General features: G+C 60.5%; 25 protein-coding genes. 5 read left to right on the top strand and 20 right to left on the bottom strand.

Annotated features, from left to right (window positions below; translation table 11 throughout):
- Positions 1 to 13: 13 nt before the first annotated feature.
- The 10 genes from KF814_09150 to KF814_09105 form a co-directional block, all read right to left on the bottom strand.
- On the bottom strand, positions 14 to 775 hold the full coding sequence (locus tag KF814_09150) for a 2OG-Fe(II) oxygenase (protein MBX3236306.1): 762 nt from the start codon (positions 773 to 775) through the stop codon (positions 14 to 16).
- A 66-nt stretch (positions 776 to 841) separates the two neighbouring features.
- The gene (locus tag KF814_09145) at positions 842 to 1,549 is read right to left on the bottom strand and encodes an outer membrane lipoprotein carrier protein LolA (protein MBX3236305.1); all 708 of its coding nucleotides are present in this window, start codon (positions 1,547 to 1,549) and stop codon (positions 842 to 844) included.
- An 8-nt stretch (positions 1,550 to 1,557) separates the two neighbouring features.
- A complete protein-coding gene (locus KF814_09140) occupies positions 1,558 to 3,993 on the bottom strand; it encodes a DNA translocase FtsK (GenBank protein MBX3236304.1) in 2,436 nt (811 codons plus the stop codon).
- Between the two features lie 142 nt (positions 3,994 to 4,135).
- A complete protein-coding gene (locus KF814_09135; protein MBX3236303.1) occupies positions 4,136 to 5,113 on the bottom strand; it encodes a hypothetical protein in 978 nt (325 codons plus the stop codon).
- A 58-nt stretch (positions 5,114 to 5,171) separates the two neighbouring features.
- The gene (locus tag KF814_09130) at positions 5,172 to 5,525 is read right to left on the bottom strand and encodes a PilZ domain-containing protein (protein MBX3236302.1); all 354 of its coding nucleotides are present in this window, start codon (positions 5,523 to 5,525) and stop codon (positions 5,172 to 5,174) included.
- Positions 5,526 to 5,617: 92 nt separating this feature from the next.
- A complete protein-coding gene (locus KF814_09125; GenBank protein ID MBX3236301.1) occupies positions 5,618 to 6,082 on the bottom strand; it encodes a DUF420 domain-containing protein in 465 nt (154 codons plus the stop codon).
- A gap of 33 nt (positions 6,083 to 6,115) precedes the next feature.
- Positions 6,116 to 7,663 (bottom strand): metallophosphoesterase, encoded by a 1,548-nt coding sequence (locus KF814_09120; protein MBX3236300.1) that lies wholly within the window; start codon positions 7,661 to 7,663, stop codon positions 6,116 to 6,118.
- Between the two features lie 134 nt (positions 7,664 to 7,797).
- A complete protein-coding gene (locus KF814_09115) occupies positions 7,798 to 8,205 on the bottom strand; it encodes a hypothetical protein (GenBank protein ID MBX3236299.1) in 408 nt (135 codons plus the stop codon).
- A 90-nt stretch (positions 8,206 to 8,295) separates the two neighbouring features.
- Positions 8,296 to 8,685, bottom strand: coding sequence for a roadblock/LC7 domain-containing protein (locus KF814_09110; protein MBX3236298.1), 390 nt, complete (start codon positions 8,683 to 8,685; stop codon positions 8,296 to 8,298).
- A gap of 7 nt (positions 8,686 to 8,692) precedes the next feature.
- Positions 8,693 to 9,664 carry a hypothetical protein gene (locus KF814_09105; protein ID MBX3236297.1) on the bottom strand — a complete coding sequence of 324 codons (972 nt, stop codon included), beginning with the start codon at positions 9,662 to 9,664 and terminating at the stop codon, positions 8,693 to 8,695.
- A 761-nt stretch (positions 9,665 to 10,425) separates the two neighbouring features.
- On the opposite strand from KF814_09105, the gene KF814_09100 reads away from it, so the two are divergent.
- Positions 10,426 to 11,025: a Crp/Fnr family transcriptional regulator gene (locus KF814_09100; protein MBX3236296.1), complete on the top strand. Its 600-nt coding sequence runs from the start codon at positions 10,426 to 10,428 to the stop codon at positions 11,023 to 11,025.
- A gap of 19 nt (positions 11,026 to 11,044) precedes the next feature.
- Here KF814_09100 and rsmA read toward each other — a convergent pair whose 3' ends face one another.
- The 5 genes from rsmA to larC form a co-directional block, all read right to left on the bottom strand.
- Positions 11,045 to 11,878: a ribosomal RNA small subunit methyltransferase A gene (rsmA, locus tag KF814_09095; GenBank protein ID MBX3236295.1), complete on the bottom strand. Its 834-nt coding sequence runs from the start codon at positions 11,876 to 11,878 to the stop codon at positions 11,045 to 11,047.
- 6 nt (positions 11,879 to 11,884) lie between these two features.
- Positions 11,885 to 12,196 (bottom strand): hypothetical protein, encoded by a 312-nt coding sequence (locus tag KF814_09090; GenBank protein MBX3236294.1) that lies wholly within the window; start codon positions 12,194 to 12,196, stop codon positions 11,885 to 11,887.
- Positions 12,197 to 12,217: 21 nt separating this feature from the next.
- Positions 12,218 to 13,318 (bottom strand): 4-hydroxythreonine-4-phosphate dehydrogenase PdxA, encoded by a 1,101-nt coding sequence (gene pdxA / locus KF814_09085; protein ID MBX3236293.1) that lies wholly within the window; start codon positions 13,316 to 13,318, stop codon positions 12,218 to 12,220.
- Positions 13,308 to 14,330, bottom strand: coding sequence for a sodium:calcium antiporter (locus tag KF814_09080; GenBank protein MBX3236292.1), 1,023 nt, complete (start codon positions 14,328 to 14,330; stop codon positions 13,308 to 13,310). Before KF814_09080 ends, pdxA begins: the two co-directional genes overlap by 11 nt.
- 88 nt (positions 14,331 to 14,418) lie before the next feature.
- Positions 14,419 to 15,624, bottom strand: coding sequence for a nickel pincer cofactor biosynthesis protein LarC (larC, locus tag KF814_09075; GenBank protein ID MBX3236291.1), 1,206 nt, complete (start codon positions 15,622 to 15,624; stop codon positions 14,419 to 14,421).
- Positions 15,625 to 15,800: 176 nt separating this feature from the next.
- Between larC and KF814_09070 the strand changes: the two genes are divergently transcribed.
- Positions 15,801 to 16,370, top strand: a complete 570-nt coding sequence (locus tag KF814_09070; GenBank protein ID MBX3236290.1) for a hypothetical protein — start codon at positions 15,801 to 15,803, stop codon at positions 16,368 to 16,370.
- Between the two features lie 46 nt (positions 16,371 to 16,416).
- Here KF814_09070 and larB read toward each other — a convergent pair whose 3' ends face one another.
- Both larB and KF814_09060 read right to left on the bottom strand, forming a co-directional pair.
- Positions 16,417 to 17,259, bottom strand: a complete 843-nt coding sequence (larB, locus tag KF814_09065; protein ID MBX3236289.1) for a nickel pincer cofactor biosynthesis protein LarB — start codon at positions 17,257 to 17,259, stop codon at positions 16,417 to 16,419.
- The gene (locus tag KF814_09060) at positions 17,256 to 18,266 is read right to left on the bottom strand and encodes an NAD(P)-dependent glycerol-3-phosphate dehydrogenase (GenBank protein ID MBX3236288.1); all 1,011 of its coding nucleotides are present in this window, start codon (positions 18,264 to 18,266) and stop codon (positions 17,256 to 17,258) included. The genes larB and KF814_09060 overlap by 4 nt, the downstream gene beginning before the upstream one ends.
- 186 nt (positions 18,267 to 18,452) lie before the next feature.
- Between KF814_09060 and KF814_09055 the strand changes: the two genes are divergently transcribed.
- Positions 18,453 to 18,812 (top strand): zinc-ribbon domain-containing protein, encoded by a 360-nt coding sequence (locus KF814_09055; GenBank protein MBX3236287.1) that lies wholly within the window; start codon positions 18,453 to 18,455, stop codon positions 18,810 to 18,812.
- Positions 18,813 to 18,953: 141 nt separating this feature from the next.
- On the opposite strand, the gene KF814_09050 is transcribed toward KF814_09055, so the two are convergent.
- The 3 genes from KF814_09050 to KF814_09040 form a co-directional block, all read right to left on the bottom strand.
- Positions 18,954 to 19,754, bottom strand: a complete 801-nt coding sequence (locus KF814_09050; GenBank protein MBX3236286.1) for a hypothetical protein — start codon at positions 19,752 to 19,754, stop codon at positions 18,954 to 18,956.
- Complete coding sequence (locus KF814_09045; protein MBX3236285.1) at positions 19,751 to 20,995, bottom strand: TIGR00300 family protein; 1,245 nt, start codon at positions 20,993 to 20,995, stop codon at positions 19,751 to 19,753. Before KF814_09045 ends, KF814_09050 begins: the two co-directional genes overlap by 4 nt.
- Before the next feature lie 72 nt (positions 20,996 to 21,067).
- The gene (locus KF814_09040) at positions 21,068 to 22,120 is read right to left on the bottom strand and encodes a tRNA pseudouridine(13) synthase TruD (protein ID MBX3236284.1); all 1,053 of its coding nucleotides are present in this window, start codon (positions 22,118 to 22,120) and stop codon (positions 21,068 to 21,070) included.
- A gap of 121 nt (positions 22,121 to 22,241) precedes the next feature.
- On the opposite strand from KF814_09040, the gene KF814_09035 reads away from it, so the two are divergent.
- Both KF814_09035 and KF814_09030 read left to right on the top strand, forming a co-directional pair.
- Positions 22,242 to 22,904: a hypothetical protein gene (locus tag KF814_09035; protein ID MBX3236283.1), complete on the top strand. Its 663-nt coding sequence runs from the start codon at positions 22,242 to 22,244 to the stop codon at positions 22,902 to 22,904.
- Positions 22,901 to 23,734 (top strand): metallophosphoesterase, encoded by an 834-nt coding sequence (locus KF814_09030; GenBank protein MBX3236282.1) that lies wholly within the window; start codon positions 22,901 to 22,903, stop codon positions 23,732 to 23,734. The genes KF814_09035 and KF814_09030 overlap by 4 nt, the downstream gene beginning before the upstream one ends.
- Positions 23,735 to 23,738 lie beyond the last annotated feature (4 nt).

Here is a 23,738-nt window from a genome sequence, read left to right as displayed (position 1 = left end):
ACGACCGGGCAATTCAGGATTTCACGCCCGGGGTATAGGCCCGCTTGAAGACCGCGCGAAGGCCGAAATACGCGAAGGAGTCTTTGAGGTTCGAATACAACCGCTTGAACGCGCCCATATCCGGGTTCGTAACATACTCCATGGTCAGGACGATTCGCTCTTCCTGTTCGCCGAGCGGCGTCACCGCGTGCCAGAGTTTGTCGCCGTTGAAAATCACCAAGTCCCCCGGCGCGGTGGCGAACTCCATGTGAATCGGCTGCTTGCCGGGCACATCCTTGTACAGATCGGCCACCAGGCGGCACTGTTTCGAATGGTCGAGCAATCCCATCAGGATCGTATAGCGCGCCCCTTTATAGTAGGACGTGTCATAGTGGTACCCGATGTGGTCACCCGCCTCCGTGTAATAGTACAAGGCGCAACTGTGGGGATCGTTGTCCGGACACAGGAGCAGAGTGACCTTCGTAAGCCGATTCAAAAAATTCCGAAAGGCGCCCGATCGATAGATCTCGAGGAATTGGGGGGCCTTTTCAATGACGGTGTAGTAGCTGACGCTCCCGCCCTTTTTGTGACCGGGAATGTAGTTGCGGTTCAGATCGGTCTTCACCGCATGCGCGTCCGGCACGAGCACTGAGTCCACGAGATCCCGAGGCAAGAATTCCTTGATGTACAAGAATTCGTTCTGGTCCCAATACTCCCGCTGAAGACGCTCGACGTCGAGAGCTGCAATCGCCCGGTCCACCGCTTCCGCTACCGTTCCCGCCACCGCCCGGCTCATGATCCCCTCACAATCTCGGCCTGTCTTGGTCCAACACTCATCGGACACAACTCCACGGGATACCGGTCAGGGTCGACTCATCACCGGTGCCCTCACGATTTCTACATCGGCGGGCACCTTGAAATCAAACAGCTCGTCTTTCAGGCCGGTATTCGGCTTGATGTCGGCGAACTCGAACGTGGCCACGTTTCCACTGACCTCATGGAGCGCGATCGTCTTCAGAAAATAGGTCTTCGGTTGCACTTCGATGACGATCCGCTGCACCGCCCGCTCAGGCTCCGATCGACCCTGCTTCGGGGTCAAGGACAGCAGGGGAATGCCTCCCGCACCACGCTCCTTCGCCGCCGTCGGTTCGATATCGAATTCCTCATTCAATTTGCCGACGCCCTGCAGCAGTTGTAACGGGGCCTGCGAGGCCGCCATGTTGGTCAGTTTTCCGACCAGCACCTGCTTGTGCTCCGGCACATACATGCGCACGTCGTCCTTATCGACGTAGATTTCCTCGGTTGAGGGTTCGGCATAATCCCACCGCAGCCGTCCCGGCTTCTTGACATAGAATCGCCCGCTCGACACGACCGGCTTGGAAAATCCCTCGATCTTCGTTTTCTGCGTAAAGGTTGCCTGCAGATCTTTGGTCTTTTCGTAGCGGGCCTGGATCTTCGTCACGACTTCCTGCAGTTCCTGCAACGCTTTCTCATCGACGGTGTCCTGAGCCGGCAATAGGCTCGGCACCGCCAGGAGGCCATAGAGAACCAGCACCGACAACCGCGTCACGAATCCGCTCATACCTCATCACCCCCGACGGGACCCCGTCGCCCTAACACTTCCCTGCGGCCATCGCGCCCGGCGGCCCCCACGAGGCCTTCCGCTTCCATCTGTTCGATCATCCGGGCGGCGCGCGGATAGCCGACCCGCAGCCGACGCTGAATCAACGACGCCGAAGCCTGGCCCGTAGATAGCACCAGGTCCTTCGCCTGCTCGTACACTTCGTCCTTGGCTTCCTCTTCCGCCGCCTCTTCCTGCTTGAGCGACTGCAGTTCCTGGTTATAGGACGGCAGCGCCTGCTTCTTGACGAACTCGACCACCAGCCGCACGTCGTCGTCCGACACGAAGGAGCCATGCAAGCGGGTCAGGCGCCCGGTTCCGGATGCGAGATAGAGCATGTCTCCGCGCCCAAGCAACGCCTCCGCGCCGTTGGCATCGAGGATCGTCCGCGAGTCGGTTTTCGACGAGACTTGGAACGCGATGCGGGCCGGAAAATTCGCCTTGATCAAACCGGTCAAGACGTCGACCGACGGTCGCTGCGTCGCCAGCACCAAGTGAATGCCGGATGCCCGCGCCATCTGCGCCAAGCGTGCGATCTTGTCCTCGACATCTTTGGGAGCCACCATCATCAGGTCGGCCAGCTCGTCGATCATGACGACGATATAGGGCAACGGTTCCGGCGGCGTCGGCGTTGCGACCGAATCGGTGGGGCCGTTCTCTCCGGCCGGCTCGGCGGTCTCGCCTTGAGACAGCCGCGCTTCCTCCGACATGAACTGCAGTTCCGCTTGCTCCGGCTTGCTCGTCTGCCAGGCATCCGTCACCACGCCTTGAATCTCGGCCACCTTACGGTTGTAGGCATCGATGTTCCGCACGCCGGCCTCGGCCAGCAGCTTGTACCGGCGTTCCATTTCCTGGACCACCCAGGCCAGCCCCCGCGAGGCTGATTTTGGATCGGTAATGACGGGCCGGAGGAGATGCGGGATACCATCGTAGCTTTGAAACTCCAACATCTTCGGGTCGATGAGCAATAACTTCACCTCGTCGGGCTTAGCCGCGAAGAGGAGACTCAAGAGCATCGTGTTCAAGCTGACGCTTTTTCCGGCGCCGGTGGCACCCGCCACCAGGAGATGGGGCATCGTCTTGAGATCCGCCGTCACGGGATTGCCGAAGATGTCTTTCCCGAGCGCCATACCGAGCTTGGACCGACAGCGCGTGAACGAGTCGCTCATCACGACTTCTTTCATAGACACGGTTTCGCGGGACGGATTCGGCACTTCTATCCCGACGACCGATTTTCCCGGCAGAGGCGCGACAATCCGGAGGCTGATGGCCTTGAGCGCCAGTGCCAAATCGTCCGCCAAATTGACGATCCGCGCCACTTTGGTGCCGGCGGCGGGTTCGAATTCGTACATCGTCACCACCGGCCCTGGCCGCACTTCGGTCACACGCCCCTCGATCGCAAAACTCCGCAGCGCCTTGGTGAGGACTTCCGACTGAGCCTTGAGCTCGTCGTCGCTCAAGCGGGAGAGCGGGCCGGACGGATCGCTCAGCAGCTCCTGCGGATCCGGCAACTGGTAGCCGCTACCGACCGACTGCCCCGTCACGACTTCACGTTCCGGTCGCTCCGCCGGTACCGACCGCTTCTCGGCCCGAATCGTCGGCTGAATCCTCGGCGGCTCCACCACAGGCGCCGCGGCTTCCACGGACTCGGCGATGAATCGAGCTTCGAGATCCTCAGCATCTTCAATGGGTTCGCGTGAGACTCGTTGGGCCTTGGGCTTCGCCCGTTTGGGAGCCGGCTCGCTGGACGCAGGCCATTCCGGCATCATAGCCAGTCCCCACTCACGCGCAGTTTCCCACCATTCCGGCACCCGTTGCAGCAACACGGACAGCGAAAGAGGAACGGTCAGCAGCAGCGAAACCACCAATCCGGCAAGAATCAAAATGTGCGCGCCGGTATTGGCGAAGTAGCCCCTGAGCCCTTCAGCGAACACCTGCCCAATGATCCCGCCGGCCAGGCCCCGGTTGACCATACCGCTCGAAATCGTCGGTACGGCAGTCATCTCGAGATGGAGGAACGCGCTAAGCAGCAGCACCGCGGCGACCGAACTGCCGGCGTTCCGGATACGAACCGTCAGCGGAGTCTGCGTGAAGCACCGCGCGCCAAGGAGTCCCAGTAACAGCGGGAACAAATACGCCGCCCCGCCGATGAGAAAGAAACACCCGGCCGCCACGACGGCTCCGACGGATCCGATCATATTTTTGGGTTGAGTCGAGATGTTCCCGGCAGACGTGAGGATCTTGGCGTCGCCGGGCACAAAAGACACGAGGCTGAGCAAAATCAGCAGCCCGGCTGCGATCAGGAGAACCCCGATCACTTCACGTTTGACGTGTGACGAACGAGGAGGAGCTGAGCGGGCGTCACCGCGCTTCGCCGTGGTGGATACACCCATATCGGCGGATCGTAACATAGGGGGGCAGTCAATTCAAACAAACGACGGAAGTCGTCCGGCGATGCGAAGATACTGCAGGCCTGAGCCGGAAGACAGTGCGGTTGGATCGAACGGGACTGACGACGGGTAGGAAGACGTGGGGTCAGGCCGCATCCTCCTGATTCGTCGGCTTGGGAAGCGTAGGGTCTTCGTAGCCGGCGGGCTTCACCGCGACGATCGGCGACTGCCCCATGGTGGTGACGGTGCAGTCCTCCACCGAGCTCTTCACGACGGTGGGTCTGAACAATCGATCGACCGCAAGCCACCGGTCTGCAATCTCTTCGCTGAGCCCTTGCGAGAGGATCGCGCGTCTCAGAAACCGCTCTCGAAGATCACTGAGTTCGTCGGTAATGAGCATATGCATGTGCACCACGGCCGGAGTGGCCCCCTGATACCGGTGCGGCCCGCCGAATGCGCTGACCATGAATTCGGTTTGCTTGTCCACCAGGAGGGACTTGGGCTTGCCGAAGAAGAATTGCCCAATCCAAGGATCATCGAATATCGCGTCATAAAACACTTGGTGCACCCGGCGAACCATTGATTCCCCACCGATCGCCTCCAGCAGGCCATTGTCCCATCGCACATTGCCCCAAGGTCCCTTTCTCTCGGACCCATTCCAGGGCCCATTTCCCACCACACGACGCTCCGGCTCCTCCAATGAGCCGGCCTCCCGCATGATCAGCGTGAGATCATGGTAGACCCGTTCCCACGCGCGGGACATTTCCGGCGTAAATTCCGCGCCGAGCGTTTCCCGCAGAGTCTCCAACAAAGCCTGCCTCATGGAGGGCAAGAACAGCCGGAATTGGCGGTGATACCCACGGTGGCGCTCGCCCATGTCCCGCAGGACAGGCTCCATCCTTTCCAAATATTTGAGGCTGCGAAACGTCATGAAGAGGTTGGCGAATTTCCGTTGGCGAAAGGCCGCACTTCCCTTCAACGCAGCATTAGCCTCCGGATCGATCTCCGTCAGGTGATCGTAGAAGCGCTGGCTCAGCGTCGGAATGTCCCCTTCCAATCGGCTTACGCAGGCGATCACCTGCAGACGATCGGCTCGCTCGCTGATATATGGCCCAGTGGTCATCGCTCCATCTCCTCGCGCGTGGATGGCTGATCGCGCCTGCTGATTCTCCATCCGTTCGTCATCGGGACTCGGGCTCGGCCAACGTGTTGAGAAAGCGCTCAATGCGAACGAAATCGGCACTCTTGGCGGCAATGAACTCGAGACCGAACCGGTCGTCCTGTATCCAACGAACTCGGGCAGGGTTCACCCGAATCGTCGTCGACTCACCCGGGAGTTTCATCCAGACGATCACAAAGCTTTTGCCCGCAGTCAGCCCTCGTGTCCCGTTGCGGCTGACGACACAACACCCCTTCGCCGACACGTTGACCAGATGCCCCGTTCTCTCTTGGGCCAGGCAAGAGAACCGAATGGCCATGGATACCGGATACCTCACCCCAGACCGTCGGTTGTCGTGTCCCAATTGTGTCGACATGCGACCTTCTCTCCTCGTTCGTCCGGCCTATCTCAACCGAATCGCCAACTCGTCGGCCGGTTGCTAAGGGAGCTCCCTCTACGATCACCCTGCTAGGCTGGGAACCAGACGAATAGCATCAAATAGATCAGATACGCCGTCGCCATCGTGCCGCTGAAACTCCACACGATCCAACGACCCAACCGCCGGTGTAACGAGACACCGGCCACCATCGCGCCGACGCCCGTTCCCATGTACAACCGGGTAAACCCCATGTAGAGATTGTAGGATCCCATCGCGATCGTCAGGCAGGCGCAGAGCATGTGCAATGAAAACACCGGCACATAGAGCCCCCAGTACTCCGCTCGACTTCCGCCGAACTGCTCACGCCCGAATAGAACTTGCTTCGTGACATAGGCGATCAGCCACAAGCCCACGATCACGCTCGCCGTCAGCATCCGCCGGCTGTGATGACTGACATCATGGTGCTTGGCAGCTCGAATTCCGGCCAAGGCCACGACGTACGCAACCGTGATTGTCGCAACCACCCCGTACCAGAGCCATGATTTAGGATCCATCGCTTCCTCCCCCGCACCTGACCGGCCGCGAAGCTAGTAGCCGGTCAACAACCGCGATATCAGGGTCTCGGGAAAATCATTCGCGCGCATGTCCTGCACGGTCTGTTGGACGTCATAGGCGATCTGGTGAAAGCTGAGGGTTTTTCCCGCAACCTCGTAGAGCGCCACTTGAGCCCCCTGCTGCCCCTGCCTGGGCTGCCCGACTGACCCGGGGCAAACAAGGCAGTGCGCATAGGCTCCCAAGGTTTGTTCGGTCTCTACCACATGACGGTCCCGCGACTTCGGGATACGGGCGTACACGCCGGGCACATGCGTATGCCCGTGAAAGCAGACATGCAGTTGCCGTCGTTCAAGCAGATTGAGATTGTCCTCAAACGTCATTTCGTACACGTAGGCGTTCAGGTAGGACGGATCCAGCGGGGAACCATGGACGGCGAGCCAGCCTTCCCCCTGCAGGACCGGAGGAAGTTCCTCGAGCCAATGCCGGGACTCTTCGGACAACTTCGGTATCGTCCACTCCATGGCCCAACGGGCATAGCGGGAGAAACCTTCCCCGGCCCGCCCCACGGCAGCGGCAAGGTCATGATTTCCCTTCAAGACGGTGTAGGCCGATTTCTGGAGGCGAGCGATGCATTCATTGGGATGAGGGCCATAGCCCACCACATCGCCCAATACGATGCCTTTATCGACACCCCGTTGTTGCAAGAATCCGATCACAGCATCGAGGGCCGGCAAATTGGCATGGACGTCGGCCATGACCGCGATGATTTCCTTATCCGGCAGCAGCACAGCCTGACGTCGGGCACGCCGCTGATCGACCATCGTCTGCTTGAACGCCTCGAGCGCTGCCTGTCTCGGCGGGGCGGGAATACAGAGATCTCCGAGCAGGCTTCCGATGAAATACAAGCGGTGAGGATCTTCGAAGTATTCGAGGAACACCTGCCGGAGCTGCATGCCGAATTGGGCCGCCCATTCGGCTGACAGCCATTCCAGAGAACGAAAATAGACCCCGAGCATCTGGACGAAGCCCGACAGGTCATCGGCTTCGTACACATCGTCGTCCAGGTAATACAACCGTTGATGCTCGTCGAGCCCGAAATTCGACAGACCTTCGTCGAGTCTGGACTGATGGTCACGGAAGACTCGAAAGTAAAGCCTGAAGAGCTCCAGCAAATATCCGATCCGCCGCTCCGCGCCGTCCCGCTGGCATTCTTTGGGACGCATCAAGGTATGCAGCGGGGTCAGGAGCGGACAAATACTTCCGATCGTCGGGCTATCCTGGTTCGCATGATGGATCAGGAACCAGGTCTTTCCCGGATGATGCACCTGAAGCTTCCGTTCCCGCTCCAGCGTTTGCATGGCCCATCGCCTGGCATTCAACTGGTCGAGCCGAACCTCGGCTCGAAGCTTTACGATATCCTGCCGCCCGGCATACAGCAGAGTCGCAGGCCGCCCGGTGAACTGTTCGCCGTGCGTCAGGGCCGCTTGAGGCAAGGCCCGCAGTCGCTGAACGTCCTCAGGCCGATAGGCCGTCTCGCCACCCACCGCGCCCAGAAATTCGATGGTACCTTCCGAACTCATCGCCGCCTGTGTCATCTCCTTTGAGAGGATCTGCCGCCGCACTCATGCCCCTGCATTCCATTTCGCAGGTTCGAACCTGACCCGGACTCGGCCGGGTCAGGCTCCGAAAGTCGGCGTTAACCGCCGACGGCCGACTACGGGCACAAGGGCGCGAACTTGTCCATGCTGCCGCGGACACCGGCCCAGCCCATACCCATGTTGGTCTTTCTGCTGGTAATCAGGACCACCAGGCAATTCGGCTTCTGCGGAAGAGTGGCCATGAAGTGATAGGTGGCCTCCGTCGTCATCTGAATTTCCTTGATGCTGTTCTCCACCTTCTTGCCTCGCTGAGTGGACAGGAGGCTTTCGACTGCCCGCACGGTCTTGCCCCGCACCATGTCCGTTGCCGCGGCTGCGACGGCGTCCAGGTACGACTGGGTGAAATAGGGCACGTTGTGCGACACCCCGAGCAGAAGACCGGTATTGACGTCCACGACGCCGCAGGCCAACGCTCCATCCACATTGGTGATCACTTCCTTACACAGATCATTCAACGATGCCATAGCTGCTGTCTCCTTATGAGTTGGTTGATAAACGGGCTCCTCGCCCCCGACACTGACTCCCTTGTTGAGTCATGAATGCCCGCGCATTCGTCACTGCTGGACGGCCCTCAGGTATGAGGCCGTATCCGCCGCCGTCTTTTTTGCCCAGCTCAGCAACGTTCCCAGGCCGCTTTTACTCTGCGTCAGGCTCACCAAGACCACGTCTTCGTTGATGTGATTGAAGACGACGATCCCCTCTTTGTTTTCCGCGATCACGACTTCACACGTGCCGAGTTTCAGCTCGTTTGCCATCGCATCGCCCAACGCCATCAGCGAGCTTCCGATCGCCGCGGCCCGCTCGACCGCGTAAGTCCCGCGTTGGTGCGTGGCCAGCATGCGTCCGTCCAGCGAGGCGACCAAGACCGCATCGAGCACGTCGCAATGCTCGCTCATCGAATCGACCGCCATTTGAAACACCCGATTTTCGAGATCGTTGTACATGCTCCCCCTATGCCGCAGCCTCGAGCCTATTCACCAATTCTTCGATCAACATCAGCACGTCCGACTTGTTTCGTGCATCCACCGCATGGACCGGCGCTGAAAACCCTCGATTTCTGAGGTGGTCTCGATACCGTTCCAAGGGTGGATCGGCCGACAAGTCCATGTGGGTTACCCCGACCACCAGAGCGCTTTCGCGTATCAGATCAGTGAAGAGGTCGAGGTAATAGTCCAGTTCCGGGAAAGGATCGACCGACACATTGTCGATCAGCAGAATCAGCCCCAAGGCGCCTTGGCTGAGTACCCGGGACATGAAGTCGTACCGGCCCTGCCCCGGCGCGCCATACAACCGCACGCGTCGGTCCGCGCCGAGCATCATTTCCCCATAGTCCATGGCAACCGTCGTCAATTCTTTCTTCCTGGCCACCTCGTCCGTCGCACGCGCCTCTGTCCTGATAGGTCTGATGTCGCTGATCGCGCCGATCGCCGTCGATTTCCCCGCCCCGGTGGTTCCCGCAAAAATAAGCTTGATGTCGCGTTTCATATGCCCCAATGCCTGACGCCGTTCGACCACCGTGGTTAAGCGGTGGAGCAACGGAGATTCAGCCTGTTTGGTGGGAGCGACTCCCGTCGCGATCACCGGGGCGGAAGTCGTCGAAATACTCCCGAGCTGAGCCGCAATTCCGTTCAACACTTCGATCAATTGATCGGCCCGCAGGGGTTTCTGCAAAAACCACCCAGCATCGATCGGCTGTTGCTCCGCTAAGGCGACCGGTACGGGAACACGGTCCTGCTGTGCACGACTCCAGTCCACGAAGGACTCCGCATCCCCCAAATCGTAGATCACGGCCTGGGGCGCCTCCGCTCCCACCACCCGCCACGCCGGGTTCAAGCGGAGTTGAGCGTTCAGCGACAGCATAGCCAGAATGAATCCTTCGTCCAGAGCGGATAGACCCCGCAGTTTCAGATTGCATGTCTTCATCAAGGTTCCCCTACCGTCATTGCTTCGTTGATTCCCGATCCTCCGCAACGCGCGGGTGTACCTAGGCAAGCCCTATGCCCATAACGACCTTGGCCCTGGCTCTCCTGATCGAATTCCAAAGGACGGTCGGGACGACACGCCCTAAGTCTCTGAAAAATCACAAAATACTTAGGATATCTCCGACAAGGGGATTACACATCGTGTGATGTCTGGCGACAACAGGCAGGTGAAATCATGGATCGCGTGATCTGCATCACGCTCACCGTGACCGGAATCACTGGCTGGAACTGCCAGGTGCGGATTTGGTCATGTCATTGACGTTATTCGTCACACTCTGTCTTCAGGTTTGACAACCGAGGCAACGAATCGACCGGCCCGAGGTGGTTCATCGTACGAACCTGCCCCCGATCAAACACGGGACCTTTATGCGACGCTTATGGGGAATTCGGCGGGAAGAGGAAAAGTGCTTTTCGATCGAAGAAACCCATGGCATGATGATGAAATACCACACGGTATTTACGTATTTCTCACTGCCCTTTGAGGACCGCATGCCAGGCTGTTTTGACCCCCTTACGATGGTTCAGCGCATCTCAAATTCTGCCCATCCAGGATGCGAGCAATGTCTTGTGAGGGAGCGGTGTTCGGCGGATGAGTTGTTTGCCGAGTGCAGAAAACTTTCGCCGGACGAGTGTGTTGCAACCACCCACCCGGCGAACAAGGCTCTCTTAATCCAAAGCGGTATCTCTACGGGTGTCCACGTCGTGTGTCAGGGGCTGGTGCTCGAATCGCGGTGGGACCACGGCAGGCAGGAACCGGTCGGCCAGCTGACTGGGCCAGGCGGACTCATCGATCCGGCGGCCGCACTCCAACAACCAAGTCGAGGAGCCGTCACCGCTACGACCTTGACGGAGACGACGCTGATCTTCTTGCCCCAACCGCTGGTCAATCGTTGTCTTCAGCATTCGCCGCAGATCATGCGCAAGTTGCTCGGCTACCTGTGCGCGCAACTTCACCTGCTCGAGGTCCGATATTATCTGCGGAGTTCCTGCGACGTGTATGCGCGGGTTGCGCATACCTTACTATGGATGGCAGACCAAATCGGCCGGGTGTCGGCAGACTCAGTCACAATCCCCTTGAAGTGCGATCGCCGGGTCTTGGCTCAACTGGTGGGAGCATCGCCCGAAACGGTGAGCCGTATGATCAGCAGGCTACGTGAAGAAAATCTTGTCGAGTGTCGCGACAACAGTATCGACATTCTTAACCCCGCCCAACTATCCCAGGGACTGGTCGATGCCGTAATGCCTGGATCCGGCAAAGCCTCAACCCCTCCCGTGACATTTCCTCCCTGCACCGCGCCATAGGGCAGTCTTCTGCCCCTCCTCATTGCCTCTCAGCCGCACAGGGTCGTGGGGTTGGGGCCGGAAGGAGTCGGGCCAATTCCACAAACTGAGCTACCGACAGCGTTTCGGCCCGCACCGTAGCCTGGAGGTCCATCTCTGCAAGTGCCTCGACGACTGTTCCCTGACTGTAACCTTCATTCCGCAGCGAGTTCACCAGCGTCTTCCGGCGATGGGCGAACCCAGCCTTCACCAACGCGTTGAAGTCGGCGTAGTTGCCGCAGTCGAGACTCCCCGCTTCCTTCACCCGCAAAGACACCACCGCCGAGCCCACATCGGGACGGGGTCGGAAACAGTTGGCTGAGACACGGAACGCCTTCGTGATCTCGGCCGCATACTGAGCCATCACGGAAAGAACGCCATAGGCCTCCTCACCCGGCTTTGCGGCCAATCGATCGGCGACTTCTTCCTGTACCATCAGAACCAACCGCGGAAAGCGGTTTCGCTGCGCCAACAACATGAACAACAACGGCGTGGAGATATAGTAGGGGAGATTCGCCACCACGATGGTCCCGACCGGCAGCGTCGCCGTCGGATATTCCAAGGCATCGGCACAAATCAACTCGACGTTGGGCCACTCGGCCTGCCGCGCCATGAGATATTGATGCAGAAGCGGATCGATTTCGATCGCCACGACCCGGGCGGCCGCTGCCGCCAATGCCTCGGTCAGCGCCCCACGGCCTGGGCCGATTTCCAACACGTTGTCTTGCGGAGTCACGCCGGCTAAGGCCACGATCTTGCGGACGATGTTGGGATCGATAAGGAAATTCTGACCGAGCCGTTTCAGCGGAGGAGGCAAGGGAGAGGGGTTCGGCATCGATGCCTATCCGGCCGGCGCGGGAGGTGTCGCGCGCAACCGCTTGGCCAGGGCATTGAGGTACGTGCGGAAGCAGTCGACATCGTCATTGAACTCTTCGACGAGATCGTTCGTGAAGGAGGGGCCGGTCTGTTTGCGCGCGAACTCTTCCGCTTCCTTCTGCCCCACATGCTGCGTGAGTAACGCGACGGTTCGGGTTTTCCACTTCGACATCCGCTCGGTGCCCGCCACGGTGTTCAAATCCTGATTCGTTTGCTTTGCGATGGCATCCAATTCTTTCACTTGCTGTTCGACGATCGACACACCAACCGTGCTCATGTGACATTCCCCCATCATGGATCAGACCCCGGCATGGGCGCCTGTCGGCGGCTGCCACGACCGGGCCAGCCGCGCCGCCACTTTGACGGCCTCCAGCAGACTGCCGTGCTCCGCAATACCTTTACCGGCAATATCATAGGCTGTGCCGTGATCGACGGAGGTCCGAATAATCGGCAGCCCGACCGTCAGATTCACGCATGTCCCAAAGGCCACGAGTTTCAGCGGAATCAGGCCCTGGTCGTGGTACATGGCTACGATCCCATCATACAATCCGCGCGCGGCTTTCCCGAACAGCGTATCGGCGGGCTGCGGATCGCTGGCATCGATACCGGCCGCCCGGGCCTGTTGCACCGCCGGTGCAACACGCGTCGATTCTTCATCTCCGAACAACCCATGTTCACCAGCATGGGGATTCAGGGCCGCCACGCCGATTTTTGGCGTCGCAATGCCGAAATACCTGGTCAAGCCCAGATGGGCCAACCGAATCGCCTTGGCGATCCGCTCGGTGGTCAGCATCGGCGACAGATCACGGATCGCCACATGGGTCGTGGTGAACATGATCTTGAGGGGACCGCCCACGATCATCATGCCCATTTCCGGGCTCCGCGTCAGGTCCCCCAGAAACTCCGTATGGCCGGGATAGTGATATCCGGCCATATTCATCGCTTCCTTGTTGATCGGCGCAGTGACGATGCCGCCGATGCGTCCAGTCATGGCCAGTTCCACACCCTTCTTGATGAAGGCCACGGAGGCCGCGCCTGTCTCAGCCGCCGCCACTCCCATGGCGAAATCCTGAAGTGGAGTCTCAAGCGGATCCAGCACCGCCACTTGGCCGGGACCGAGCATCGAGGTCAAGGCGCGCTCGCCGTCGACTACCCGCAGCCGTAATTTGAGTGAGGTGATCGTCCGCTCCATGACCGACCGAGAGCCGATCACGACGGGCCGGCAGAGCCGGCCGAGTGCCCTATCGGCCAAAGCCTTGGCAATGACTTCCGGGCCAATGCCGGCGGGATCGCCCATCGTCAACCCCAAGAGAGGGAGCGGACTTTTCGCGGGCGTTCGGCGCTTGGCCGGACGGACGACCCGCTTTGTTCGGATTGTGTTCACAGACTTAGGAGCCATGCGTGTACAGAAACAATGTATAGCCAAGGTACAGCAGCGCGCTGCCACTCAGCAACCACGGCCGCCATTGCCCCGACAGCATCACTTGGATAAGACTCATACCCATTGCGGCTACCGCCAAGACCATCGTCGCTAAAGCCGTCGTACCAAGCGTCCATCCGGTTCCAAGCAGTCCGACCGAGACCGGAATCGTGCCCTGGAAGACCATGGCGCCGGTGACATTTCCCACGGCCAGCCGATCCTTCTTGCGGTACAGCCAGAGAAAGCTGTTCGACATCTCGGGCAACTCTGTCGCCAACGGCGCAATCAACAGAGACAGGATCAACGGCGACACGTGCAACTCGGCCGAGATGGAATTGGCCGCGGTGACGAACAGGTGGGCGCCCCCGACCAGCCCCATCAATCCCACGGCTCCTTGTGCGGCAATGAGCACATACGATGGGTGTTGGGATTGGCGGGAGAACAGCAAGGGCTCCAAATCCCCGCCTCCTTCGCCGTCATCCTCATCCTCCGCCGAAAACTTCAGCTTCATATAATAAACGTACAGGCTCAGCAGGCCGACTGCGGCCACCATATGAACCGGTTTGCTCGGAACGAACACGCAGGCGAGGGCCACGAGGTATCCGGTGAGGAAAAACTGGATGTCGGTGCGCACCTCGGCATAGTCCAGCTTGAACGTCGCCGTGCGTTTGCCCAACCTGGCATAGAGCACCAACAACCCGGCCAATATCGGCAACACCAACGTGCTCAGCATGAACGGAGCGCCGAGAATGGCGCCCAGACCAACCTCGGTTTGCTCGGGACTGTGGCCGAAGAAAATCGCGATGATGGGGATGGAGGTTTCAGGAAGCGTGGTGCCGACTGCGGCAAAGATACTGCCGACTGCGCCCTCGGAAATCTTCATCCGCTTGCCCAGCCATTCAATCCCGTTCGTAAAGAGATGGCATCCCGCCAGGGTCACCACTACCGAGACGATAAACAGCGCGGCGTAGAGAAGGATCGTCAAGACCATCCTCGCCCGTCACTCGCACGAATCATGACTCGTCCCATGTCGTTCGCATTGCTCCCGAAATTAGCCTCGCCTTTTGCGCACGGCACTGCTACTTTGTCCTTCGTACTTTTGCCTTCTCGGAGACTCCCTGCCGATAGGCCACGACGGCCTCCTCGAGGATGTCTTTCACCGGACGCCCAGTCCGTTCCGCGATTCGTCGGCAGTCTTCATACTCCGGCGCGGCCTTGGTTCGGCCGGCCTTGGCCATTCCCAGTTTGATCCGCACCAATCCCCCGCGCAGGGACACCGTTTCGAACCGGCGGGGCAGGATCCGACGCCGGACATCCGCCAGGCGGATGCCGAGGGCCGTCGTCTCCGCGAACACAATACCCAGCACCGGCTCCACCTTCTCCCGCGGCACAAGGACCGACAGGACGATACCCGGACGTCCCTTTTTCATCGTCACCGGAGTCAGGGTCGCATCCAGGGCGCCGGCGGCAAACACTTGCTCGAAGACCGACTCATAGACCTGCGGATTCAAGTCGTCGATGTTCGTCTGCAGTTCAACGATCGTATCGCTCGATGCCTGAGAGTCCGGCTCCTCGTCGCCGACGAAGACTCGAAGAACATTGGGCCAATGGTGGGGATCGGCGGTACCGGCACCATACCCAACGTTCCGCACTTGCATCGGCGGCAACCCGCGGAACTCCTGCGCCATCGTCTTCAGGAGCGCGACCCCGGTCGGCGTCGCCAGTTCACGCGCCGGGCCATCGACATAGATCGGCAGTCCGGCAGCCAGAGCCGCCACAGCCGGGCCGGGCACGGGCAAGGAACCGTGGGCGGATTGCACGGTCCCCGACCCGACATTGATCGGGGACGCTGTGATGCGGTCCGCGCCCAAGAGATGAAGTCCCAAGACGCCGCCGACGACGTCCACGAAGGAGTCGATGACCCCGACCTCATGGAAATGGACATGGTGCGGATCCACTCGGTGAGCCTTCCCCTCGGCTTGGGCCAACAGATCGAAAACCGCCTGACTTTTTTCCTTCACCGGAGTCGGGAGCGTGCTCTTGTTCAGAATCCGTCTGATCTGCGCTACGGTCAAAGGCGTGCCGAATCCCTTGGTGATATCGACATCCACTTTGGTCGCGGCCAGCGCTCCGCGCATCACGGCACTCCGTCGCAGGCGGAACCCTTCGACGGGCAACGCCTTCAATCCTCGGACCAGGCGATTGAAGGGCAATCCGACATCCACGAGCGAGCCGAGAATCATGTCTCCGCTGACCCCGGAGAAGCAGTCAAAATGCAATCGCACAGAGATAGGCTCCCGCTTCAGATTCCCTAAAAGCGAGTCGGCATCTTACCGGACCCGTTTCCGGACGGCAATCATTCCGCTCATTCGTTGACAGCGTGCGAACGCTATGTTATCCCCGATCAATACGTGACACCTATCGCCTCAGCCAAGCGATCTACGAGCAAACAGCGACCCGCATGACCAACTCAAAGACCGCCGGCATCGACTCAATCCCGATCCCAGCAGGCCGCTGGCTTCCCCTGCTTATCCTGGTGGCCGGGATTCTGACGGTCCTGTTCGCACCAGGCCAGGATGCCCTCGCGAAGACCAAGCAGAAAACCGTGCCGAGACCGGAGCCCGAGCTCAAGATCCTGGAACTGCACGCCTCCCCGATTCCGTACCATCCCAATTCAGGGCCTTTTCATTTTTCCGCCAGAATTCAGTTGCCGAAGGAAGTCGATGAGACCCTGATGCTCGAAGTGTCCGCACTCCTCACCTCCCCCTCCATGACCTCGTTGCGGTTCCTCTCAGACCGCCAACCGATCCACGCCCACCAGTCGGTCGGGCACAACAGCGGGTCGGCAGATGCCCTGCCGAAGCAGGTGCAGATCGAGTTGGTCTGGGATGGGTTGGATCACAACAAACTGCCCGCGCCGCCAGGCCCCTATGAATATGAAGTGCGGGCCAAACTGCTGAGCAACGGAGACAAGGGCCAGCGTACGCAGATGCTGTCCTGGCCGAAGCGCGGGACCTTCGCGGTGAAATGACGGTCGGGCCTGCCGACTCTTGAGGAGGGCCCCCAATCATCAGGGCTCAGCGCTGAGATTTTCCGAGCCGCCTCTTGGCACCCGCTCGGCCGGCTGATCGCCGAACGCCGACGGCTTCTTCGCTCCCCGGGCCGACAGTCTCCTCTCCCACCATGTTGATCCGGTGGGCCAAACACCCCGCACCGAACCCGTTGTCGATGTTCATCACCGCGACGCCGGCCGCACAGGAATTCAGCATGGTCAAGAGAGCAGCCAGCCCGCCGAAATGGGCTCCATACCCTCGACTGGTCGGAACCGCCACAACCGGCTGACGGACCAAGCCCCCGACGACACTCGGCAAGACCCCGTCCATCCCGGCGGCCACGACCAACACGCGTGCGTCATGCAGACGATCCTGCTGGCCAAGCAGGCGATGGAGACCGGCCACACCGACGTCATACAGGGTTTCGGTGTAGCTGCCCATCGTTTCCGCGGTCACCCTCGCCTCTTCCGCCACAGGAATATCGGCGGTGCCTGCCGTCACGATCAGCACCGACCCCTTTCGCACTTGTTTCGGCGATGCGATCGACACCACGCGTGCCGACTCGTGGTAGACAGCCTGCTTCTCCAGCCGAAGCAGCGCCTTCGCGACCGATCGATCGACTCTGGTCGCCAACAACGAGTCATTCTTGCTCAGCAGCGTTCGGGCGATCGCCACCACCTGCCGTTCAGTCTTCCCTTCGCAAAAGATGACTTCCGGGAAACCCTGCCGCAAGACGCGATGGTGGTCCAGCGAGGCAAACCCCAAATTCTCATAGGGCAGCGTGCGCAACCGCCGCAGGGCATCCGAAATATCCAGCGATCCCTCGCGAACTTGCTCCAGCAATGACGTCAGTTGTTCCTGGTTCACGCGATTCCCTTTTCTCCCTTGGCTTCCCGCTCCATGAGGTCCCCGACCGCTTGGCGGCAGGATTTCCCTTCGAAAAGCACTGCATTAATCTCCTGCGCGATCGGCATCTCCACGCCGTGACGCCTCGCCAAGCCGAGCGCGGCCTTTGCAGTGCGTACCCCTTCGGCCACGGCATGCATGCTGGCTAGAATCGCTTCCAACCGCTCGCCCTGTCCAAGCCGCACCCCGACCGAATGGTTGCGGCTGAGCGCCCCCGTGCAAGTCAGGATCAGATCCCCGACACCGGACAGTCCGTAGAACGTCCGCGGGTCCGCGCCCATCGCCGACCCCAACCTGATCATTTCCGCCAGTCCGCGCGTGATCAAGGCGGCGCGAGCATTGTGGCCTAACCCCAGACCGTCCACGACCCCGGCCGCCACTGCCATCACGTTCTTCAATGCCCCGCCGAGTTGCACGCCGATGAGATCGTCATCCGCGTAGACGCGAAACGTCGGCGTCATGAATAGACCCTGGATCTGCTTCACGGCCTCTGCATTGCCGCCGGCGAGGCAAACGACCGTGGGCTTACGCGCGCTCACTTCTGCCGCGAAACTGGGGCCCGAGAGCACCATGAGAAAAGGATGGATCGACGGCGGAAGTTCCTCGGTCATCACCTGTGTCATCAGGGCGAGGGTGTCCTCTTCGATCCCCTTGGTGGCGCTGATGAACGGCATCGGCTCGGTCATGACGGACGCCAGCTGGCGCAGTACCCGACGCGCGACGTGAGATGGCACGGCAAACACCAAGGCATCGGCCCCGGTCACCGCGTCGTGCAAGGAGCCGGTGGCGGACAATGTCTCCGGTAACGGCACCCCTGATAAAAACATCCGGTTTTCGCGGTCGCGCGTGATCGACTCCACGACTTCCTTCTCATACGCCCAGAGGCGGACCGCCACGGGCTTTGCAGCCAGGTGGGCGGCCAGGGCAGTTCCCCAAGCTCCCGCACCAATCACCGCGACCGTCGGCATTGATCTGCTCACGTCACCCACCCCTCAGGGCCGTATGGCCGGTTGTTCGCTGCGACCCCGCAGCGATCTCGTTGCGGCGAATTATAGAAACGCCTTTTCGGATGTGTCAACGAAGCGGCCCCACAGAGCCCACTGGAAATCCGACTCACCACAGGATAGGCTAATGCCCTCAATCAAAGGACCACTATGAAGCCCTGTCCTTCCTGCGGACACGACCTCCCCGAGATCAACCGATTCTGCACGCAATGCGGCCGGGCGCTCGATGGCTCACCGCCGCAGGCCGCCCTGAGACCCGGAACAGGGAAGGAGAAGGAGCAGCTCAACATCAACATCCTTTATGGAATGGTCGGCCTTCTACTGGTTGCTCTAGTCTTTCCCCCCTGGGAGAGCCCTCCCTCGCAGCCGGCCGCCTTTCTCGGTTTTCGGTTCATCCTGTCTCCTCCACAACCGGATGCCATCGTCAGCCGCATGCTCCTCACGATCGAACTCACGACGACCGCCATCGCCGGCTTGTATCTGTCGTTTCTCTTTCGAACCAAAGCATAGTCCTACCCAACACTTCGAGCCACCGCCGGCGGCGATGCTCGAGGAGCGCCGCCTATTCTGCAGGCCCTCTTGCGCTCATGATGAGAAAGTTCTGAAAGGTGTTCTCCAGCACAGAAACGTTGTGGAGGCGAGGGGTTTGGCCTAATCGAGTGCGAGGGTGAGGCACTTGGCGGAACCACCGGACTTCATGAACTCATCCAGCGGCGTGGGGTGAGGCATATACCCGGCACGATCCAAGAGGTCCATCGTACGAGGGCATCCGGCAGGAAGGACGACATGCTTGCCGACGCAGACTGCGTTGCAGGCAAACCGCAAGGCTTCTTCCTCCGGCACCGCCAAGCGACGGCGGTCCGGAATCTGTTCCATGATCGCCTTCTGCGCATAGGGATCGAACGCCGATGGAAAATACAGAAGTTCTCCTCCGCTCAAGGGACAGAAGCACGTGTCGAGATGGTAGAAGCGCCCGTCCACCAATTCGAGCGGAATGATTTCTTTCTTGAACAGCTCGCCGATGTGGGGAAAGGCTCGAATGTCGGACCGCTGACGATAGCCGCCGAACCACCGGTCGGGAAAACCGAGTAAATCTCCAGCACCTTCGAAATAGAACTGCGGATCCAGCGTGAGCACCTCATACCCGTGCTGCGTGAACCATGCGGCAAAATGGGTTTCTTCGCGCCGACGCTCCGGGTGACGAAATCGACTGATCACGGCCTTACGCCCGACAACGACACCGGCATTTGCCGTGAAGACCAAATCCGGCAGGCCTTGGACAGGAGCCATCCGCTCAACGGCAGCGCCCACCACCCCTTCCAGCACTTCCATCAAACCATGCCACTGCCGCACGGCCTCCTCCGGATTGACGGCGTTGGCCCGACGCATCCAAGGATTGATCTCATAGTCGATACTGAAATAATCGGGAGGGCACACCAGCAGACGACTCATGGACGCCACCCCAATTCACGCGCCAACTCAGTCAAAAACGACGCGGCGTCCATCACCAAACCGACGGCCTGAAAGCTGCCTCGGTCTGCAAGCTTGGTCGGAACGGCGGGATTCACGTCAACGCACACAGTCGGCACGGTCGCCGGCAACAGATTGCCCGTTGCTACGGCATGGAGGGTGGATGCGATCAGCAGCGCCAATCCGATTCCCGGCACGGCCGCTCGCATCGCACGCTGTGCCTCCACGGAGTCGGTGATCACTCCCGGCAACGGGCCATCGTCGCGGATCGTGCCCGCCATCACCACATCCACATCGTGCCGCACGCAGGCCGCCATGATTCCATGCTTGATGAGGCCCGTGGTGACCGCCTCCCGGATACCGCCGATCGCACGGATACGATTGATCGTCCGCAAGTGATGTTCGTGGCCATGAGGCACCGAGCGGCCTGCCGAAAGGCCGTAGCCCAGCGACGTCCCATACACATCCGCCTCCATGTCATGCGCCGCCAACGCGTTACCGCAAAACAACACTTGCACAAACCCCTGCTCAATCAGCCAGGTGAGCGACTCCCGCCCGCCGCCGTGGACGATCGCCGGCCCCCCCGCCACCAACACCTTCCCTCCCCGCTGCCCGGCTCGGTGCCGCTCTCGCAGGTCCTGCATTCTTCGCGCAATGTCCGCCACCACCGGCTGATGCGGTCGTTCCGCCGATACCACCGACTGCATGAAGCTGAAGACATCCCGTTCCCTGGGGCGCTCAAGCGGGACGACCCTGATCCCTTCACGACCGGTCACGATGAGGTCTCCTGCCTTCACCTCCCCCATCGGCACCGTTCGGGCGCGGCTCCTGGCAGGATCGATACAAATACCGAGGTCCATTTCCATGGCCTCCACTTCGACCCATTCGCCCTCGAGCCGTATCTGCGTCGGCAAATGTGTCGTCGCATAGAACTGCTCGGGAAATACCCCCGCGGCGGGAGCCGGTTCGAAACGGCAATCCCCTTCACCTTCCACCGTCGCGCCGTGGGGCTGGATGGCGCGGAGAATATCGGAGAGCAGCCGTCCGGATGGGGCGCGCACGGTAATCCGGGCTTCCGAAGGAGCTTCCCTCGTGGCGCCGATCGTCACGTGATTGAGATCGAATGAGCCGCCCATCATCAGGATCGTGTCCAGAACTTTGGCCAGGATCAACGAATCGATGATGTGGCCCTCCAGGAGGACCATTTCTTGTGATTGGGACATGAGAGCTCCTTTCTTCAGGTAACTCTCGACTCAACAGGGGGAACGTGAATAGATTCTACCACGCAGCGCGCACTATGGGCCGGTTTTGATCACTTCCCTCAACACGCTGGTCGCATAGGATCCCGGTTGGAGCCAAAATGAGAGCGTCAGGTCGCTGCCTTTCAGCTCCCATTCCAACTCGTTCAAAGCCACCCGGAGGGCGCGTCGCTCGCCCCGGAATCCACATTCTGCACCGGCTTGAGATAACTGTTCCATCGTAGTGCCCAAGTCCGTCACCACCGCCCGTTCGATTTCGCCCGGCACGCCCGTGGCCCAGGGAGCACGCGATCCGAACAACGGGCCCGTCGGGCTGATTTCAAAACGATCGGCCCGAAGTTGTTCCACCTCCGGCTGTTCCACCGGGAAGCAGGCGCCGTTATCCGTCTTCATCGCCCAATCGCCCAAGAAGACTCGGTCGAGGCTATCGATGCGCTTGGCCAATATATGATTGAAGACAAAGGATTGGTAGGAGTTCATGAACCACATGCGTTTCGACCGGCTCATGCGCTTCCGCCGCTCAGGGTCCGTCAGCAATTCGGCGCCGAGGCGGAAGTTGTCCCCCCCCCGCCCTTGCCGTTGCGGACCAAAATAGTTCGGCACACCGCGCCGCACCAATGCCTCCAGAATCTCCCGGACCGCCTCTTCGCACGACTCCCGTACGCCCCGAATGACCAGCCGGAAATGGTTGCCGGCATGGTGTCCTTTCCGTAAGCGATTCCGATGACGACCGAGCACCTCCACGGCAAGCAGCCGCTCGTCCGGCTGCAGGCGCGCCACGGCCTCGTCCTTCACACCGTGCAGCGAAACCATTTGTGAGGTCACCGCCTGCGCGTCCTTGAGCCCGGCTACCCCGATCCCCTGGGCCTTGATCCCCAGACGCGACGAGAGCATCGACACAAGATCCGGCGTGGACAGACCCCGTTTCCGGATACGAAGGTACAAATGCTCACCCGTTCCGCAGGGCAAATACAGCGGACGTTCTTCCACGCAAAAATCTTCCGGCGCCGAGCGAATACGTCCCCCGACCCCCGGAACCTCGGACGTCAGGTATGGAACCGTGTCATCCAACATGGACTGCGTCGCCACCACTCGGCACCACCTTTCTCGGCACGACGGAACCTCGAGAGAAATTGCTCGGCCGGCCCGAAGCCCGTGCTATACTTATCGACAGTTGCTCAACGCCGCATACCAATCCCCGACCATGACGATGCACCAACGAGCCCTTCACACCCTCGTCATGCTGCTGTCCCTGACCGCCGTTGCAGCGGCGGGTTGGGGAGTGGCACCGGCGTCGGCCGCCCCCTTCGAAGTCGTGGATGTGTTCGCTCAATTTACCCGACATATCCAGCGCCAGACGACCACGGATAAGCAAGCCTTCAGTGTCGCCAGCCGCTGCCTGAGTTATTTCTACCAGCAGGAACGGAAAAAGGCTCCCCCGCCCATCGTGCAAGGTATCGCGTGGTCGCCCGATCGTGAGACCATCTACGACGCCTGGTTGACGCAGGACGAGCCGGCGGAATGCCGAGCCGCCTATCCCGGCGGCGTGGAGGCGGTGCGCACGGACTTCCAACGTACGCAGTCGCTCCTCTCCTTGAGCCTGACGTTCTATGAGTTCGCGCTCGTCGGAGACGGCGACGACAATAATCGCTACAGCCCGCGCGAACTACACGACGTTCTGGCGGCGCTGAAACTTCCCTCAGACCCTTCCACCGGCAATGCCACACACCTGCGTTCCCTCACCGCCGTCTTCGACCGGCTGCATGAATCCAGGGGAATGGAAGCCTTGATGGAGGGAATGAGCCAGCTGTATGAACAGGGTTACCGATTGACCCCGGCCGACCGCGCCAGCCTGAATCAGGTGATGGAATGATCGGTCGCCTGATTCGGTTTCAGGAACTTGCACGGGTCTGGCTCGGCCACTGGCTCAGTCGGCCCTTTCACCATTTTTTCAACCTGCTGCCGGGGTTCGAGTTCGGGCTGGAACCGGCAGAGGTGACGAAGCTGTCGATCACCTGCCCGGCCCTGGCCGGCCGACGCGCCGTGCATATCACCGATCTTCACCTGGACCGATATTTGCCGCGTCACCGCACCCTCGTTGACACCCTCGCGGACTTGAAACCGGATTGGATCTTCATCACCGGCGACCTGCTCAACGTTCGGGACGGCCTCCCGCACCTGATGACTTTTTTATCTGGTCTGCGCCGCATTGCGCCGGTGTTCGTCACCCTTGGGAACCATGACCATTACAGCGGCTTGCGAGTCGACGAATTCACGGACGCCTTCGATCGCCACAAGATCGTGCTGCTGCAAAACCAAGTCACGTACATTCCCGTCGAGAGAGCGGAGCTGGCGATTGTGGGGGTCGACGATCCTTCGCTTCACCGAGCCGACCTCCGTTGCATCCCCTCGCGACGGCCGGAACGGTTCACGCTGCTCCTCGCCCATGCGCCGAACATTTTGGACCAGCTGTCCCCTCGGCACCAGGTCGATCTGGCGCTCTGCGGTCACAGCCATGCGGGACAGTGGCGATTCCGGTTTTTGCCGACCTTTTGGCTTCCACCCGGTTGCGACGGGCGGACGAACGGCTTTTACAGCAAGAACGGCCACCGTCTCTACGTAAATCGCGGACTCGGATGGTCGGGGCTGCCGGCCCGCATCAACTGCCCTCCGGAAATCGTCTTGCTCGAATGGGCCGCCTAGGCCT

The sequence above is a fragment of the Nitrospiraceae bacterium genome (assembly GCA_019637075.1).
Classification (GTDB): domain Bacteria; phylum Nitrospirota; class Nitrospiria; order Nitrospirales; family Nitrospiraceae; genus JAHBWI01.
The sequence above is the reverse complement of the archived record's forward strand: the minus strand, read 5'-3'. Positions and strand labels throughout refer to the sequence as shown.

Bases quoted from the DNA above. Each gene is read 5' to 3' on its own strand.
- KF814_09030 (MBX3236282.1), top strand. From the start codon at position 22,901: ATGATCGGTCGCCTGATTCGGTTTCAGGAACTTGCACGGGTCTGGCTC.
- KF814_09035 (MBX3236283.1), top strand. From the start codon at position 22,242: ATGCACCAACGAGCCCTTCACACCCTCGTCATGCTGCTGTCCCTGACC.
- KF814_09135 (MBX3236303.1), bottom strand. From the start codon at position 5,113: ATGACCACTGGGCCATATATCAGCGAGCGAGCCGATCGTCTGCAGGTG.
- KF814_09105 (MBX3236297.1), bottom strand. From the start codon at position 9,664: ATGAAGACATGCAATCTGAAACTGCGGGGTCTATCCGCTCTGGACGAA.
- pdxA (MBX3236293.1), bottom strand. From the start codon at position 13,318: ATGGCTCCTAAGTCTGTGAACACAATCCGAACAAAGCGGGTCGTCCGT.
- KF814_09055 (MBX3236287.1), top strand. From the start codon at position 18,453: ATGAAGCCCTGTCCTTCCTGCGGACACGACCTCCCCGAGATCAACCGA.
- KF814_09070 (MBX3236290.1), top strand. From the start codon at position 15,801: ATGACCAACTCAAAGACCGCCGGCATCGACTCAATCCCGATCCCAGCA.
- KF814_09045 (MBX3236285.1), bottom strand. From the start codon at position 20,995: ATGTCCCAATCACAAGAAATGGTCCTCCTGGAGGGCCACATCATCGAT.
- KF814_09125 (MBX3236301.1), bottom strand. From the start codon at position 6,082: ATGGATCCTAAATCATGGCTCTGGTACGGGGTGGTTGCGACAATCACG.
- rsmA (MBX3236295.1), bottom strand. From the start codon at position 11,878: ATGCCGAACCCCTCTCCCTTGCCTCCTCCGCTGAAACGGCTCGGTCAG.
- KF814_09080 (MBX3236292.1), bottom strand. From the start codon at position 14,330: ATGGTCTTGACGATCCTTCTCTACGCCGCGCTGTTTATCGTCTCGGTA.
- KF814_09140 (MBX3236304.1), bottom strand. From the start codon at position 3,993: ATGGGTGTATCCACCACGGCGAAGCGCGGTGACGCCCGCTCAGCTCCT.
- KF814_09110 (MBX3236298.1), bottom strand. From the start codon at position 8,685: ATGTACAACGATCTCGAAAATCGGGTGTTTCAAATGGCGGTCGATTCG.
- KF814_09060 (MBX3236288.1), bottom strand. From the start codon at position 18,266: ATGCCGACGGTCGCGGTGATTGGTGCGGGAGCTTGGGGAACTGCCCTG.
- KF814_09130 (MBX3236302.1), bottom strand. From the start codon at position 5,525: ATGTCGACACAATTGGGACACGACAACCGACGGTCTGGGGTGAGGTAT.
- KF814_09115 (MBX3236299.1), bottom strand. From the start codon at position 8,205: ATGGCATCGTTGAATGATCTGTGTAAGGAAGTGATCACCAATGTGGAT.
- KF814_09150 (MBX3236306.1), bottom strand. From the start codon at position 775: ATGAGCCGGGCGGTGGCGGGAACGGTAGCGGAAGCGGTGGACCGGGCG.
- KF814_09120 (MBX3236300.1), bottom strand. From the start codon at position 7,663: ATGAGTTCGGAAGGTACCATCGAATTTCTGGGCGCGGTGGGTGGCGAG.
- KF814_09090 (MBX3236294.1), bottom strand. From the start codon at position 12,196: ATGAGCACGGTTGGTGTGTCGATCGTCGAACAGCAAGTGAAAGAATTG.
- KF814_09050 (MBX3236286.1), bottom strand. From the start codon at position 19,754: ATGAGTCGTCTGCTGGTGTGCCCTCCCGATTATTTCAGTATCGACTAT.